Origin of the sequence: Agrobacterium leguminum (assembly GCF_015704895.1) — a bacterium.
In the GTDB taxonomy this organism is placed as follows: Bacteria; Pseudomonadota; Alphaproteobacteria; order Rhizobiales; family Rhizobiaceae; genus Agrobacterium; species Agrobacterium leguminum.
This window is the reverse complement of sequence record NZ_JADQWB010000005.1, coordinates 105,356-119,510: the sequence shown is the minus strand read 5'-3', so window position 1 is coordinate 119,510 and position 14,155 is coordinate 105,356. Positions and strand designations below refer to the sequence as shown.

The following is a 14,155-nucleotide window of genomic DNA, read 5'->3' as shown; positions in this document are numbered from 1 at the left end:
AGTTTAGTGGGCTGGTTTTCTTCCCGCATGCCTCGTTGCCGCGAGCAGCGCCAGAAAAAATGCGACCGTGGTGAGCACGGTGCGGAGAAGGTTGGAAAGTGCCCAGCGGTCCAGCAGTTCCTGCCAGTTGGCTGGTACGTCGGCGGTAACAGTTTTGAAAAACTCGTTGATCGGAACATTGACCATTCGCGTCTGAATGACGACGGCGGTGTAAATTATCAAGGCCGACAACCATAGCAGCCTGTTGTTGCGATCAACGACCACGGCGGCGAGAAGGGCCGCCAGCGGCGCAAAGAAGGCGGTGAAGAAGACGCCGTTGCGGACGCTGATATTGATGCCGTTGAATGCCGGAATGAAGATATCGGCCTCCAGTTGCTGGAAAGCCATCATCACGGGGTTGCTGAAGGCGAAAAAGAACCCTGCCATCACGCCAAGGCTCAGCGGAGCAACGATGCGCAAGACCGATATTGCCGGTTCTCTTGCGATGGCGAGCGCGGGAAAATGCCTTGTTCTGATCTCGTGCAGAAATGAGCTGGACATCAAAACCTCCGTCAAATAACCGTACATGTATGTACGGCATATCCGTACGCATATGTACGGTCGTTGTCAAGGAAGTGCGAATGCGAAACGAAAGCAGGGAATTGCGCCGGCGCGAGATTGTCGAACATGCCTTCGCCATGCTCGCCAGGGATGGATATGCCGCCTTTTCCATGCAGGCGCTGGCGAAGGTGAGCAGGTCCTCCAAGGAAACGCTCTATGGCTGGTTCGGCGGCAAGGCCGGGCTTTACGAAGCCATGGTCGAAGAAAATGCCGCAAGGCTGATATTGCCATCGGCGGAAGCGGCCGATGGCGTGAGGGAGCTTTCCCGTTTCGGGGCTGAACTATTGTCGATGCTTCTCGGGGAGCGGGCGGTGCTGCTCAATCGGGTTGCGGCGGCGGAAGCCGGCGGTGACGCCACGCTCGGCGCATTTCTGGCGGAAAAGGGTCGTGACCACGTCATGCCGAAGCTTGCGGCGTATTTTCAGGCGCTGGCAAAACAGGGCGTCATGGGTATTGCGGCAGCGGAAGAGCCTGCGGAGATCTGGCTGTCGCTTCTGGCAGGGGATTTACAGATAAGGCGTGCGACGGGGGCAATTGGCCTGCCGACGCAAGAGGAGATAGACGCTCGCTCGGCCCGCGCCGCGCAGCTGACGTTTCAGCTCTACGGTACAAATGAAAAACCCGGCGCTGAGGCCGGGTTTTGAAGTCGCTGGGAAGGCCGGCTTAAGCCGCCATTGCCTTCTTGAGGTTTTCGTCGATCTTGTCGAGGAAGGCGGTGGTGGAGAGCCAGGGCTGGTCCGGTCCGATGAGGAGCGCCAGATCCTTGGTCATGTAGCCGCTTTCGACGGTGTCGACGCAGACGGTTTCGAGCGTTGCCGCGAACTTTGCCAGTTCCGCATTGTCGTCCAGCTTGGCGCGGTGGGCGAGGCCACGGGTCCAGGCGAAGATCGAGGCGATCGAGTTGGTCGAGGTTTCCTGACCCTTCTGGTGCTGGCGGTAGTGGCGCGTGACCGTACCGTGTGCGGCTTCGGCTTCGACCGTGCGGCCATCGGGAGACAGGAGAACCGAGGTCATCAGGCCGAGCGAGCCGAACCCTTGAGCAACCGTGTCGGACTGCACGTCGCCGTCGTAGTTCTTGCAGGCCCAGATGTAGCCGCCGGACCACTTCAGCGCGGAAGCGACCATGTCGTCGATCAGGCGGTGCTCATAGGTGATGCCGATTTCGTCGAACTGCTTCTTGAATTCGGTCTGGTAGACTTCTTCGAAGATATCCTTGAAGCGGCCGTCATAGGCCTTGAGGATGGTGTTCTTCGTGGAGAGGTAAACCGGCCACTTGCGCATCAGGCCATAGTTCATGGAGGCGCGGGCGAATTCGCGGATGGATTCGTCGAGGTTGTACATGGCAAGCGCCACGCCGGCGCTCGGGGCGTCGAAGACGTCCTTTTCGATGACCTGGCCGTCTTCACCGACGAACTTGATGGTCAGCTTGCCCTTACCGGGGAACTTGAAATCGGTTGCCTTGTACTGGTCGCCGAAAGCGTGACGGCCGACGACGATCGGCTTGGTCCAGCCGGGAACGAGGCGCGGAACGTTCTTGCAGATGATCGGCTCGCGGAAGATGACGCCGCCCAGAATGTTGCGGATCGTGCCGTTCGGGCTCTTCCACATCTGCTTCAGGCCGAATTCCTCGACGCGGGCTTCATCCGGGGTGATGGTTGCGCACTTGATGCCGACGCCATGCTTCTTGATGGCGTGCGCCGCATCGACCGTGACCTGGTCGTTGGTGGCGTCGCGGTTTTCAACCGAGAGGTCGTAATATTCGATGTCGAGATCGAGGTATGGCAGGATCAGCTTGTCCTTGATGAGCTGCCAGATGATACGGGTCATTTCGTCGCCGTCGAGATCGACGACCGGATTGGCTACCTTGATCTTTGCCATGAATTCCTCACCTTCGAAGCTGTGGCGCCGGATGGCGCCGGTATCCGGAAAAATATCCGGTGGGGCTATAGCATCGCGCGCGCCTGAGGCAAAGCCATGGGGGGCGCTTTTTTGGCGCAGCGCAATAACGCTTTGCGCATTGCCAAACCATAATGCCGGAATACAGTCAGGCGAATCGCTTCGCCCGCCTGTCGGGCCTATCCCGGGATCACATCATGCGGAATTTTCTGCTTCTGACTGCCGCCGTCCTCTTTTCGCATAGCGCGCTCGCCGCCGGGCCTGCCGATCCCGTCCAGAAGGTGATGGATATCACCGTCAAGAACTGGTCGGGCGAGGCGGAAAACTGGAAATACGTTTTCGACGAGGACATGCTGACCAGCCTGTTCAGCAAGGATTTCGTCGCGCAATATCGCGAAGCCTCCAAGAAGCCGGCTTACGAGGCCGAAAGCGGCGAGACCGGCGATCCCTTCGGTTACGATGTCGTGACGAACTCGCAGGATGGCTGCCCGCTGGCCGATGTTTCCGTGACGCCGGGCGCGGTGAAGGACGGCGTGACGGACGTGACCGCAAAGTTCAAGCTCTGGGCCTGCATGGACGAGGCGGAGATGAAGGCGACGGTTGACGAAGTGCATTTCGACGTCGTCGAGGAAGACGGCCGGCCGGTCATCAGCGATATTCACCGGGTCGGCGATGAGGGCAGGGATTCGCTGCGCGAAGAGATGGCGACGATCATCAAGGGAGAGCAATAAAGGGGCGTCTCGCCAGCGGGATAGCTCCAGGCTTTCTCCGCGCCGGCTTTGATTTTGGCGGCGATCTGTGCCAGTGAAGCGCGCTTTAGCGCGTCGGGCTGAAAATCGATGCGACGCTTCAACACACGGACAAAAGACGATGGCAGGCACAAACAGCGATCTCGAACTTGTGGCGGAAGGCCCCGCGATCATTCTCGTCGAACCGCAGCTCGGTGAAAATATCGGCATGGTGGCGCGGGCCATGGCCAATTTCGGCCTGGCCGAATTGCGTCTGGTCAATCCGCGTGACGGCTGGCCGAGCGAGAAGGCGCGCGCCGCAGCCTCCAAGGCCGATCACGTCATTGACGCCACGAAGGTATTCGAGACGCTGGAAGAGGCGATCAAGGACCTTAATTTCGTTTATGCGACGACCGCGCGCGAGCGTTACGGTTTCAAGCCGGTGCGTGCGCCCGTCACCGCCGCCGATACGCTCAGGGCAAAATTCAAGGCTGGCGAAAAGACCGGTATCCTCTTCGGGCGAGAGCGCTGGGGGCTGACCAATGAGGAAGTGGCGCTGGCCGACGAGATCGTGACATTTCCGGTCAACCCCGCTTTTGCCTCGCTCAATATCGCGCAGGCCGTGCTTCTGATGTCCTATGAATGGATGAAATCCGGCATGGACGATCTGGGAGAGACGCTTTTCCAGTCCGTCGAGCAGCGTCCTTCGACCAAGGAACAGGTTTTCGGCCTGTTCGAACATATCGAGGAAGCGCTGGATGCGCGGGGTTATTTTCATCCCGCTGAAAAAAAGCCGAAAATGGTCGACAATCTGCGCGCCGTGCTGTCGCGACGCGGGTTTTCCGAGCAGGAAATCAGCGTTTTCCGTGGCGTAATCAATTCGCTCGACCGCTTTCCACGGCAGTGGCCGAAGCAGGCGGGAAGGGCAGCGGGGCCGTCGGCCGAGGGAGCAGGGGAGAATGCTGAAGACGAGTGAGGCCGCAGCCGATGTGCTGAAACCGGTGCTGGTGTTTGATTCCGGCATTGGCGGGCTGACCGTGCTGCGCGAGGCGCGCGTGCTGATGCCCGAGCGCGGCTTCATCTATGTGGCCGACGATGCGGGTTTTCCCTATGGCGGCTGGGAGGAGGAAGCGCTGAAGGCGCGCATTCTCTCGCTCTTCGATAAGCTGCTGGACGACTATAGCCCGGAAGTCTGCATCATCGCCTGCAACACCGCCTTCACGCTTGCTGGCGCAGATCTTCGCGCCCGCTTTCCGCAGATGACCTTCGTTGGCACTGTGCCTGCCATCAAGCCGGCGGCGGAGCGTACTCGCTCGGGCCTCGTTTCCGTGCTGGCGACACCGGGCACCGTCAAGCGCGCCTATACGCGCGATCTCATCCAGTCCTTCGCCAGCCAATGTCATGTCCGCCTCGTCGGCTCTGAAAACCTGGCGCGCATGGCGGAAAGCTGGATCAGGGGCGAGCCGGTTTCGGATGAGGCTGTGCTTGCCGAAATCGACCCCTGCTTCATCGACAGCGAGGGAAAACGCACGGATATCGTCGTTCTTGCCTGCACCCATTACCCCTTCATGGCAAATCTGTTTCGCAGGCTGGCGCCATGGCCGGTGGATTGGCTCGACCCCGCCGAGGCGATTGCTCGGCGCGCGCGCCACCTCGTGCCGCTGCCGCAGGATGCGGAGCATCCGGATGGTTTTGATTTTGCCGTCTTCACCTCCGGCAAGCCGGATTTCGCCACCCGGCGGCTGATGCAGGGTTTCGGTCTCAGCGTTTCGGTGGCCTGAACGCCTGTTGTATTTTTGCATCTGTTTTATCCGTCTTTTGCAATTCGAGATTGCGACCACTTGTCGCGCCGGATTTCTTGTGTAAGATGCATCTTGTCTGTAACTGCTATAAATGGAGGCGTGGAATGACCAATGACATCAATATGCGCCTTAACGGCATGTCAGGCCTTTCCGGCATGATGTCCTGCGGTTACGTGACCCGAGGCATCTCCCTCCGATAAGGCTTATGGCCTGATTTCCTTGCCGTTTGGCATTTTCACTTCGTCCGACATGTGACTTGCGCGTTTGCGTGGCATGAGTGCTGCGCGCACCGTTTCGGCATGTCGTTTTCCATCGATAAAGGACCTAGCCGCTTTGCCGCGCCGGGATGGATTTCCCATGCAGAAAAATCAACCATTGGTAGCATATGCGCTGCCGGATGCGGTCGATCGCTTGTTCGTCACATTCGGTGTCTGGAAAACCCTGAAGGCGGTTCTCGTTGCCGCGGTGGTGCCGCGTGCACCGCCGACTGATCCTGCCGATCTGCCAGAGCGCCTTCTGGTCGATATTGGCCTTGACCCGTCGCGGGTGAAGCGGCGGCGGGATTGGGAGGTTCCTTACTGGGCGCCCCGGTTTTGATTGGCAAAGGCCTCTCCGGCAAAGAAATGTCGGGGAGGCTTCGTCGTCGAGTTACGCCCGCTGACAAACCACGAAATGCAGGCGGCCGCGGCGCGATCTGCGAAAAATCCGGCTTGATGCGGAGCGTTTTCCGTGGCTTGCTCGAGACTAGGGACAAAGGAGATTCATCATGCCGCTGGAAAACTGGCTGGCCTTCGTGGCCGCATCCGCCATCATGCTCGCCATTCCGGGACCGACGATCCTGCTGGTGATTTCTTATGCGCTGGGCCATGGCCGCAAGGCCAGCACGGCGACGGTGACGGGTGTGGCGCTTGGTGATTTCACCGCAATGACGGCTTCCATGCTCGGTCTCGGCGCGCTGCTTGCCACATCGGCGGCGCTTTTCACCGGGCTTAAATGGATCGGTGCGGCTTACCTCATCTATCTCGGCATCAAGCTGTGGCGTTCGCCGGTCAGCGGCGAGGGTGCGGAAGGGACGGGCGTGACCGGCCGCGAAAGGCCGCTCAAAATCTTCCTGCATGCCTATATCGTCACCGCGCTGAACCCGAAGAGCATCGTGTTCTTCGTGGCTTTCCTGCCGCAGTTTCTGGTGCCGACATTGCCCTTCTGGCCGCAGGTGCTGATTTTTGAAGCGACATTCCTGGTGCTTGCCACGGTGAATGCGGCGCTTTATGGACTTCTGGCGAGTGCCGCCCGCAATACGATCCGCAAGCCGAAGGTTCAGCGCATCGTCAACCGCACGGGCGGCGGTCTCCTGATCGGCGCCGGTCTCGTTGCCTTCGGCTGGAAGAGGGCGGTTTCGGCGTAAAGCCCCTCAAACACCTGGGGTGTCGGTCGCCTGAAATTCGGACATAACAAAATGGCATTGCCGCATATATCTCTCGCCCTGATCACCGTGTTTTTGTGGGGCTTCAACTTCGTTGCCATCAAGATCGGGGTCGCGGACATGCCGCCCCTGTTCCTGACGGCGCTGCGTTATCTCTGTGCAGCCGTGCCTCTGGTATTCTTCCTGCCGAAACCGAATGTGCCGTGGCGGCACATGATCGTATACGGCATGGCCATGGGTTTCGTTCAGTTCGGCCTGCTTTATCCGGCCATCAAGCTCGGTCTGCCCGCCGGGCTTGCGTCGCTGGTCATGCAGTCGCAGGCCTTTTTCACGCTGGCGCTTGCCGTGCTGTTTCTCGGCGAGCGGCCTTTGCCTTCGCAGGTCGTCGGCGCGGTCATCGCTTTCAGCGGGCTTGCGGTGATCGGCGTGGAGCGCATGACGGCTGCGGCTCTCGTGCCGCTTCTGATGGGCATCGGTTCGGCGATTGCCTGGGCTTGTGGCAATATCGTCAACAGGCGTATCGGCCAGGTGAACGCCGTTTCCTTTGTTGCCTGGACTAGCTTGGTGCCGGTCCTGCCGCTGGCGGCGCTTTCGCTGGTGGTGGAAGGGCCGGGTGCGATTGCCGAGGGCCTTGCCAACGCAACGGCAATGACGGCTTTCGTGGTGGTCTATATGGCCTATGGCGCTACCATTGTGGGCGCGGGCATCTGGAGTTATTTGCTTCTGCGTTATCCGGCCGGAACAGTGGCGCCCTTTTCGCTGCTGGTGCCGGTGGTCGGTTTCGTCAGCGCCTATTTCGCTTTTGCGGAGCACATCACCGTCTTCGAGGTGGTGGGCGCGGCGCTGGTGATTCTGGGGTTGATGCTCAACGTCTTCGGGCGGCGTATCGCCTTTTCCTGGTTTCGGGGTCGGCCCGCATAGGCTGAATATTGAATTGCCTGTGCATTATCGGGATGCGGCAGACGCAACCGGCGATTTTTTGGTAAAGAGCATGTTCGGCCGCCGCCACGGGAATCGGCCGGATGACATGCAGCACGAGGAACGAAACATTGCAGGTCGGCATCGACATGGGAACCCTATCGGGCGGGCAGCAGGCCAAGCTCGATATCGAGGAATTGCTTGCAACGCGTTTGCTGGTGCAGGGCAATTCCGGTTCCGGCAAGTCGCATTTGCTGCGTCGGCTGCTCGAGCAATCGGCGCAATGGGTGCAGCAGGTCATCATCGATCCCGAAGGCGATTTCGTCACGCTTTCCGACAAGTTCGGTCATGTGGTGGTGGATGGCGAGCGTACCGAAGCGGAGCTTGCCGGCATTGCCAACCGCATTCGCCAGCACCGCGTCTCCTGCGTGCTGACGCTGGAAGGCCTCGATATCGAACAGCAGATGCGGGCCGCCGCCGCGTTCCTCAACGGCATGTTCGATGCGGATCGTGAATTCTGGTATCCGGTGCTTGTCGTGGTGGATGAGGCGCAGATGTTTGCGCCCTCCGTCGGCGGCGAGGTGACCGAGGATGCCCGCAAGGCCTCGCTCGGCGCCATGACCAATCTGATGTGCCGTGGGCGTAAGCGCGGGCTGGCCGGCGTCATCGCCACGCAGCGTCTTGCGAAGCTTGCCAAGAATGTCGCGGCGGAAGCCTCGAACTTCCTGATGGGCCGCACCTTCCTCGATATCGACATGGCGCGCGCGGCCGACCTGCTCGGCATGGACCGGCGGCAGGCGGAAATGTTCCGCGATCTGCAGCGCGGCAATTTCGTGGCGCTCGGCCCGGCGCTGTCGCGCCGGCCGCTGCCCATCGTCATCGGCCCGGTGGAAACCTCGGCGCGTTCCTCTTCGCCGAAGCTGATGCCGCTGCCGGATGCCCTGCCAGATGTCGAAGACCTGATTTTCACGCCGGATCCGGAAGAGTTTACCCGGCCTGCCGTGCGCCGCACACCGCCAGCACCACGCCCGACCACGGATATTCTGGCCGAACTCTCCCGTTCCACGCCTGCCGCCGTCGGTCCTTCACCCGAGCAGCCGCGAAGCGGCCAGGCGGAGATGACGCCGGAGGAGCGTGAGGAGAAAATCGCGACGGTTCTCGTCGAAATTCTCGACGATCCGCAATCGGCCTATCGGACCGATGCCGTGCTTTATCAGGATTTTCTGGTGCGCGCTCGCATGCGCCGTATTCCCGGCACGCCGATGACGCTGCCGGAATTCCGCCGACAGGTGGCGATTGCCCGCTCCGGCGTGGATGCGGCGATGGCGGCCAGCGAAGGCTGGGAAAAGGCGCTGGAACTGTCGACGTCGGTTTCCGATGACCTTCAGGGCGTTTTCCTGCTGCTGGTCAAGGCCGCTCTTGGGGAGGAGCCTTGTCCGTCGGATGCCCGCATCGCCCGCGCTTATGGCACCCATTCCGCCCGCCGTGCCCGCCGTCTGCTTGGTTATTTCGAGGAGAAGGAGCTTGTGGTGGTGCATGCCGATTTCTCCGGCAAGCGTATCGTGGCGTTTCCCGATCTCGACGCGAAAACCGCACCCGGCGATGCGGATGCGGGGGAGGATGATGCCAGACTTGCGGCGGAGTGAAGTTGGCAAGCTGCCTGTTGGACATACCTCCCGTCATGCCGGACTTGATCCGGCATCCGGCCACGGCGCGTCTGCGCCGTGAGACGAGTCTATTGCGATCAAGGACTTGATCGCGCTGGACCCCGGATCAGGTCCGGGGTGACGGCGTGTATATTATGTGGCGGTGGCAACCTCATTCGTCAGCGGAATTCTGAAAGAGACTGAGGAGGCGTTTCCGCCTCCTCGATAAAGGCCTTACTCGATGGCCTTTGCTTCCTTGCGCGTCGCGATCAGCGAACCGATGATGCCGGTTGCGAGGATGGCGACGGTGACGCCGAGCGAGACGGCGGGCGGGATCTTGGCGATGCCCAGCATATCGGCGACGAAAATCTTCGAACCGACGAAGACCAGAACCGCAGCCAGCGCATATTTCAGATAAGCGAAGCGGTGGATGAGGGCGGCGAGCGCAAAGTAGAGGGCGCGCAGGCCGAGGATCGCAAAGATGTTCGAGGTGTAGACGATAAACGGATCGGTGGTGATCGCGAAGATCGCCGGGATCGAATCGACTGCGAAGATCAGGTCGGCGATTTCGACCATGATGAGCGCCAGGAAGAGCGGCGTCACGAAGGTCTTGAGTTTGCCGGTGGCCTCATCGGTTTCCTTGACGAAGAATTTTTCGCCATGCAGCCTGCTTGTCACCGGAAGGTGACTGCGCAGGAACTTCAGGATGCGGTTATTGCCGATATCCGATTCGTCATGGTCGGACGAGAACAGCATTTTGAGGCCGGTGAAGACGAGGAAGGCCGCGAAGAGATAAAGCACCCAGTGGAAGTTTTCGACGATGGCCGCGCCGCCGGCGATCATGATGCCGCGCAGGACGATGACGCCCAGGATGCCCCAGAGCAGCACGCGGTGCTGATATTGGCGGGGAATGGCGAAATAGGAGAAGATCATGGCGATGATGAAGATATTATCCATCGCCAGGCTTTTTTCGACCACGAAGCCGGTGACATATTCCATCGCCGACTGTTCGCCGGACTGGTACCAGATCCAGCCGCCGAAGGCCAAGCCGATGGCGATATAAAAGCCCGACATCAGCAGGCTTTCACGAACGCCGATTTCCTTGGAGTTCTTGTGCAGCACGCCGAGATCGAGCGCGAGCAGGCCAAGGACGAGAGAAATGAAGACAGCCCACATCCATGTGGGGGTGCCGAGAAAATCCGTCAGGAGAAATTCCATCAGTCAACCTTTAGCCGGACGAGGTTGGCTTTGCGGATGGGGAACGTGCGTGAAGAATATACGTGGGCCCCAACCTAAAGAAACTCGACATCACGTGTTGTCCGGTAACACGCCAGAGGGGCCCGAGTTCTGATCACGATGGAGAGATGGGTGGGCGCTCAGGCTTTTCAAGGGCAGGATCGAGAAAAAAAGCGGCAGGCGCTGTTTGACAAATTTGTAAAACGACTATAGAAGCCGCCCCAACGCCGGGCAGTGATGTCCGGTGTGTTTTGTTGACTGCCTTGCAGTTTAAAGGCTGACGTTCGGCGGTCAATATCACCGACATGTCCCGTGGTTTCTCCATTTGCATGTGAGAAGCCTGTCAGAGGCCCTGAAACGGGCTTCAGAGGAGGGCGTGTTTCCTTGAACCGGTTTGGCAACAAACCGGCATAACCTTTTGAGAAGGAAATACGATGAGCAAGCGCGAATCGGCTAAGTACAAAATCGACCGCCGCATGGGCGAAAACATCTGGGGCCGTCCGAAGTCCCCGGTTAACCGCCGCGAATACGGCCCGGGCCAGCACGGCCAGCGCCGCAAGGGCAAGATGAGCGACTTCGGCACGCAGCTGCGCGCCAAGCAGAAGCTCAAGGGCTACTACGGCGAACTGCGCGAAAAGCAGTTCCGCGCCACTTTCGACGAAGCAAACCGTCGCAAGGGTGACACCTCCGAGAACCTGATCGGCCTGCTCGAGTCGCGTCTGGACGCTATCGTCTACCGCGCCAAGTTCGTTCCGACCGTTTTCGCATCGCGCCAGTTCATCAACCATGGCCACGTCACGGTTAACGGCGTTCGCGTCAACATCGGTTCTTACCGCTGCAAGCCGGGCGACGTTATCGAAGTTCGCCAGAAGTCCAAGCAGCTCGTAACCGTTCTGGAAGCCGTTCAGCTCGCTGAGCGCGACGTTCCGGACTACATCGAAGTTGACCACAACAAGATGGTTGCGACCTACGCCCGCGTTCCGGCTCTCTCCGACGTGCCGTACCCGGTCGTCATGGAACCGCATCTGGTCGTCGAATTCTACTCGCGTTAATCGACGCGTTTCAGTATTCAGGAAGCCGCCCTTCGGGGCGGCTTTTTTGTTTGTGGGGAAGGCTTTGCATGCAGGACATTCAGGCGATCGTCGATTCCATTTACGACAGCATGGCGCCGAGGCTCGGCGAGGGGAAGGTTGCGGATTACATTCCTGAACTTGCCAAGGTCGATCCCAACCAGTTCGGCATCGCCATCACCACTGTCGATGGAACCACCTATACGGCCGGCAATGCGCTGACGCCGTTTTCGATCCAGAGCATCTCCAAGGTCTTCATGCTGACGCTGGCGCTCGGCAAGGCGGGGGAAACGGTGTGGAACCGGGTGGGGCGCGAGCCTTCAGGCTCTTCCTTCAATTCCATCGTCCAGCTGGAGCACGAGCACGGCATCCCACGCAATCCCTTCGTCAATGCCGGTGCTATCGTGGTCACCGATATCGTGCTTGCCGGCCACCAGCCGCGTGAGGCTATCGGCGAGCTTTTGCGCTTCGTTCGGTATCTCGCGGACGATGACACGATCAGCATTGACGATACGGTGGCGAAATCCGAGCAGGCGACGGGGTTCCGCAATTTCGCGCTCGCCAATTTCATGCGCTCCTTCGGTAATCTGCACCATCCCGTGGAATATACGCTCGGCGTTTATTTCCATCAGTGCGCGCTGTCCATGACCTGCGCGCAGCTTTCGCGCGCCGGTCTCTTCCTGGCCAATCGCGGTCGCAATCCATTGACGGGGCATACGGTCGTGTCGGACCGGCGAGCGCGGCGCATCAATGCGCTGATGCTGACCTGCGGCCATTATGACGGATCGGGCGATTTCGCCTATCATGTCGGCCTGCCGGGCAAGAGCGGTGTCGGCGGCGGCATCATGGCGGTGGCGCCAGGCAACGCGTCGATTGCGGTCTGGTCGCCGGGTCTCAACAAGGTCGGCAATTCGGCGCTCGGGTCACAGGCGCTGGAAATGCTGGCGACGAAAACAGGCTGGTCGGTATTCGGGGCTTGATATTGCCGGCGGATGGGGGCATTGCCTGCATGAAGAACGGCAGTCGTGCCGGAGCGAGCTGATGATGAACATTCTCACCAAGATCGATGACTTTGTAGATCAGGCCGGGGCCGACCAGATCGAGGCAGATCAGGAACCGTCCGAAGAAAACGGCAGCTCGCATCCCCTGTTCGACAATGCACCGCGGTCGGTTTCCTTCAACAAGCTGCGCAAGCGGCTGTTGCGCAACGTTCGCCAGGCCTTTGAAGATTTCGGTATGCTGAACGGCCAGAAGCGATGGCTGGTCGGCCTTTCCGGCGGCAAGGACAGCTATGGGCTGCTGGCGCTGCTGCTCGATCTGAAATGGCGCGGCCTTTTGCCAGTCGAACTTGTTGCCTGCAATCTCGATCAGGGCCAGCCGAATTTTCCCAAACACGTGTTGCCGGACTATCTGGCGAAGATTGGTGTGCCCCATCGCATCGAATATCGCGACACCTATTCCGTGGTGAAGGAAAAGGTGCCGTCCGGCGGCACTTACTGTTCGCTCTGTTCGCGGCTCAGGCGCGGCAATCTCTACCGCATTGCACGGGAGGAGGGCTGCGACGCGCTGCTGCTCGGCCATCATCGGGAGGATATTCTCGAAACCTTCTTCATGAACTTCTTCCACGGCGGCCGGCTGGCCGGAATGCCGGCGAAGCTTTTGAATGACGAGGGCGACCTGATGGTCATGCGCCCGCTTGCCTATTGCGCCGAAGAGGATATGGCGAAATTTGCGGCGGCGATGGAATTCCCGATCATTCCCTGCGACCTCTGCGGCTCGCAGGACGGGCTTCAGCGCAATGCCATGAAAGAGATGCTGGCGGATATCGAACGGCGCATGCCAGGCCGCAAGGATGTGATGCTGCGGGCGCTTGCCCACGTCAATCCGTCGCATCTGCTTGATCCCGGGCTTTTTGATTTTTCGGCGCTTGCTGTCACCGGGGCGTCACCTGAAGAGCGTAGGGAGGCCAGCCCTCCCTGATGAAGAAGTGCCCCGCGCCATGAGCCTTTCCGATAAAGACATCGAATTCCTCGTTTCCACCGTCGCCGCTGCCGGCGCCCAGGAAATTCTGCCACGCTTCCGCAACTTGAACGCAGACGCTATTTCCGAAAAGACGTCCGCCGTCGATCTCGTTACCGAGGCTGATATTCTGGCGGAAAAGGCGATTACTGCTGCTTTATTACAGCGGTTTCCGAAGGCCCACATCGTCGGCGAAGAGACCTATGAGGCGGACCCATCAGTCATTCCCGCCCTTGCCGATGCGCCGCTTGCCTTCGTGATCGATCCGATCGATGGCACGTTCAATTACGCTTCCGGCTTTCCCGCTTTCGGCACGCTGCTTGCGGTCACCGTCAAGGGTGAGACGGTGGCGGGCATCATCCACGATCCGGTGATGGGCGATACCATCGTTGCCCTGAAAGGCGAGGGTGCGTTTCTCAACCGCAGGAACGGTTCGCAGGCGAAGCTCAGGGTTGCCGATCCCGCGCCATTATCCGATATGGTCGGCATCTTTTCCTGGGGCCACAGCCATCAGGATCGCCGGCCGGTGATTGCCGCCAATATGGCGAAGATCAAGATGGCGCTGTCGCTCAACTGCTCGGCACATGAATATTGGCTCGCCTCGGCCGGCAAGCTGCATTTCATCGGCCATGAAAAGCTGATGCCGTGGGATCATCTCGCCGGCGTGCTCATTCATCAGGAGGCGGGCGGTTACACGGCCCGTTTCGACAATACGCCCTATCGGCCGGGGCAAACGGAGGGCGGCATTTTGTCCGCTCCCGACAAGGAAAGCTGGAAGATGCTGCGACGGGAAATCGTCGCCTTATAAGATCGCGCT

The 14,155-nt window shown here is 59.9% G+C and carries 15 protein-coding genes; 12 read left to right on the top strand and 3 right to left on the bottom strand.

The features are described from left to right. Positions 1-3 precede the first annotated feature (3 nt). Positions 4-567 carry an anthrone oxygenase family protein gene (locus tag I3J13_RS09835; RefSeq protein WP_196378690.1) on the bottom strand — a complete coding sequence of 188 codons (564 nt, stop codon included), beginning with the start codon at positions 565-567 and terminating at the stop codon, positions 4-6. 53 nt (positions 568-620) lie between these two features. Here I3J13_RS09835 and I3J13_RS09830 point away from each other — a divergent pair, with 53 nt between their 5' ends. After that, entirely contained in the window at positions 621-1,244 is a 624-nt protein-coding gene (locus I3J13_RS09830) for a TetR/AcrR family transcriptional regulator (RefSeq protein ID WP_196378689.1), read from the top strand. 19 nt (positions 1,245-1,263) lie between these two features. Here the strand turns inward: I3J13_RS09830 and I3J13_RS09825 are convergent, their stop codons facing one another. Next, positions 1,264-2,478, bottom strand: a complete 1,215-nt coding sequence (locus I3J13_RS09825) for an NADP-dependent isocitrate dehydrogenase (RefSeq protein WP_059760390.1) — start codon at positions 2,476-2,478, stop codon at positions 1,264-1,266. 215 nt (positions 2,479-2,693) lie between these two features. On the opposite strand from I3J13_RS09825, the gene I3J13_RS09820 reads away from it, so the two are divergent. The 7 genes from I3J13_RS09820 to I3J13_RS09790 all read left to right on the top strand — a co-directional run bounded on the left by I3J13_RS09820 (position 2,694) and on the right by I3J13_RS09790 (position 9,013). Beyond that, positions 2,694-3,227 (top strand): hypothetical protein, encoded by a 534-nt coding sequence (locus I3J13_RS09820; protein ID WP_196378688.1) that lies wholly within the window; start codon positions 2,694-2,696, stop codon positions 3,225-3,227. A 139-nt stretch (positions 3,228-3,366) separates the two neighbouring features. Then, positions 3,367-4,200, top strand: coding sequence for an RNA methyltransferase (locus I3J13_RS09815; protein ID WP_003520414.1), 834 nt, complete (start codon positions 3,367-3,369; stop codon positions 4,198-4,200). Continuing rightward, positions 4,184-5,005, top strand: coding sequence for a glutamate racemase (gene murI / locus I3J13_RS09810; RefSeq protein WP_196378687.1), 822 nt, complete (start codon positions 4,184-4,186; stop codon positions 5,003-5,005). The genes I3J13_RS09815 and murI overlap by 17 nt, the downstream gene beginning before the upstream one ends. A gap of 378 nt (positions 5,006-5,383) precedes the next feature. Continuing rightward, the gene (locus I3J13_RS09805) at positions 5,384-5,623 is read left to right on the top strand and encodes a hypothetical protein (RefSeq protein WP_196378686.1); all 240 of its coding nucleotides are present in this window, start codon (positions 5,384-5,386) and stop codon (positions 5,621-5,623) included. Between the two features lie 169 nt (positions 5,624-5,792). Beyond that, entirely contained in the window at positions 5,793-6,431 is a 639-nt protein-coding gene (locus tag I3J13_RS09800) for a LysE family translocator (RefSeq protein WP_142779394.1), read from the top strand. 51 nt (positions 6,432-6,482) lie between these two features. After that, positions 6,483-7,370 carry an EamA family transporter gene (locus I3J13_RS09795; RefSeq protein WP_196378685.1) on the top strand — a complete coding sequence of 296 codons (888 nt, stop codon included), beginning with the start codon at positions 6,483-6,485 and terminating at the stop codon, positions 7,368-7,370. 128 nt (positions 7,371-7,498) lie between these two features. Continuing rightward, positions 7,499-9,013 carry a helicase HerA domain-containing protein gene (locus I3J13_RS09790; protein ID WP_196378785.1) on the top strand — a complete coding sequence of 505 codons (1,515 nt, stop codon included), beginning with the start codon at positions 7,499-7,501 and terminating at the stop codon, positions 9,011-9,013. A gap of 234 nt (positions 9,014-9,247) precedes the next feature. On the opposite strand, the gene I3J13_RS09785 is transcribed toward I3J13_RS09790, so the two are convergent. Further along, positions 9,248-10,231, bottom strand: coding sequence for a TerC family protein (locus tag I3J13_RS09785; protein ID WP_196378684.1), 984 nt, complete (start codon positions 10,229-10,231; stop codon positions 9,248-9,250). 452 nt (positions 10,232-10,683) lie between these two features. Here I3J13_RS09785 and rpsD point away from each other — a divergent pair, with 452 nt between their 5' ends. The 4 genes from rpsD to I3J13_RS09765 all read left to right on the top strand — a co-directional run bounded on the left by rpsD (position 10,684) and on the right by I3J13_RS09765 (position 14,146). Continuing rightward, positions 10,684-11,301 carry a 30S ribosomal protein S4 gene (gene rpsD / locus I3J13_RS09780; protein WP_003520423.1) on the top strand — a complete coding sequence of 206 codons (618 nt, stop codon included), beginning with the start codon at positions 10,684-10,686 and terminating at the stop codon, positions 11,299-11,301. 68 nt (positions 11,302-11,369) lie between these two features. Further along, positions 11,370-12,299 carry a glutaminase gene (locus I3J13_RS09775; RefSeq protein ID WP_003520424.1) on the top strand — a complete coding sequence of 310 codons (930 nt, stop codon included), beginning with the start codon at positions 11,370-11,372 and terminating at the stop codon, positions 12,297-12,299. Positions 12,300-12,360: 61 nt separating this feature from the next. Beyond that, positions 12,361-13,299, top strand: a complete 939-nt coding sequence (ttcA, locus tag I3J13_RS09770; RefSeq protein WP_196378683.1) for a tRNA 2-thiocytidine(32) synthetase TtcA — start codon at positions 12,361-12,363, stop codon at positions 13,297-13,299. Positions 13,300-13,318: 19 nt separating this feature from the next. Continuing rightward, the gene (locus I3J13_RS09765; RefSeq protein ID WP_196378682.1) at positions 13,319-14,146 is read left to right on the top strand and encodes an inositol monophosphatase family protein; all 828 of its coding nucleotides are present in this window, start codon (positions 13,319-13,321) and stop codon (positions 14,144-14,146) included. Positions 14,147-14,155 lie beyond the last annotated feature (9 nt).

Coding starts and splice junctions, on each gene's coding strand:
- I3J13_RS09835 (WP_196378690.1), bottom strand. CDS start 567: ATGTACGGTTATTTGACGGAGGTTTTGATGTCCAGCTCATTTCTGCAC.
- I3J13_RS09830 (WP_196378689.1), top strand. CDS start 621: ATGCGAAACGAAAGCAGGGAATTGCGCCGGCGCGAGATTGTCGAACAT.
- I3J13_RS09825 (WP_059760390.1), bottom strand. CDS start 2,478: ATGGCAAAGATCAAGGTAGCCAATCCGGTCGTCGATCTCGACGGCGAC.
- I3J13_RS09820 (WP_196378688.1), top strand. CDS start 2,694: ATGCGGAATTTTCTGCTTCTGACTGCCGCCGTCCTCTTTTCGCATAGC.
- I3J13_RS09815 (WP_003520414.1), top strand. CDS start 3,367: ATGGCAGGCACAAACAGCGATCTCGAACTTGTGGCGGAAGGCCCCGCG.
- murI (WP_196378687.1), top strand. CDS start 4,184: ATGCTGAAGACGAGTGAGGCCGCAGCCGATGTGCTGAAACCGGTGCTG.
- I3J13_RS09805 (WP_196378686.1), top strand. CDS start 5,384: ATGCAGAAAAATCAACCATTGGTAGCATATGCGCTGCCGGATGCGGTC.
- I3J13_RS09800 (WP_142779394.1), top strand. CDS start 5,793: ATGCCGCTGGAAAACTGGCTGGCCTTCGTGGCCGCATCCGCCATCATG.
- I3J13_RS09795 (WP_196378685.1), top strand. CDS start 6,483: ATGGCATTGCCGCATATATCTCTCGCCCTGATCACCGTGTTTTTGTGG.
- I3J13_RS09785 (WP_196378684.1), bottom strand. CDS start 10,231: ATGGAATTTCTCCTGACGGATTTTCTCGGCACCCCCACATGGATGTGG.
- rpsD (WP_003520423.1), top strand. CDS start 10,684: ATGAGCAAGCGCGAATCGGCTAAGTACAAAATCGACCGCCGCATGGGC.
- I3J13_RS09775 (WP_003520424.1), top strand. CDS start 11,370: ATGCAGGACATTCAGGCGATCGTCGATTCCATTTACGACAGCATGGCG.
- ttcA (WP_196378683.1), top strand. CDS start 12,361: ATGATGAACATTCTCACCAAGATCGATGACTTTGTAGATCAGGCCGGG.
- I3J13_RS09765 (WP_196378682.1), top strand. CDS start 13,319: ATGAGCCTTTCCGATAAAGACATCGAATTCCTCGTTTCCACCGTCGCC.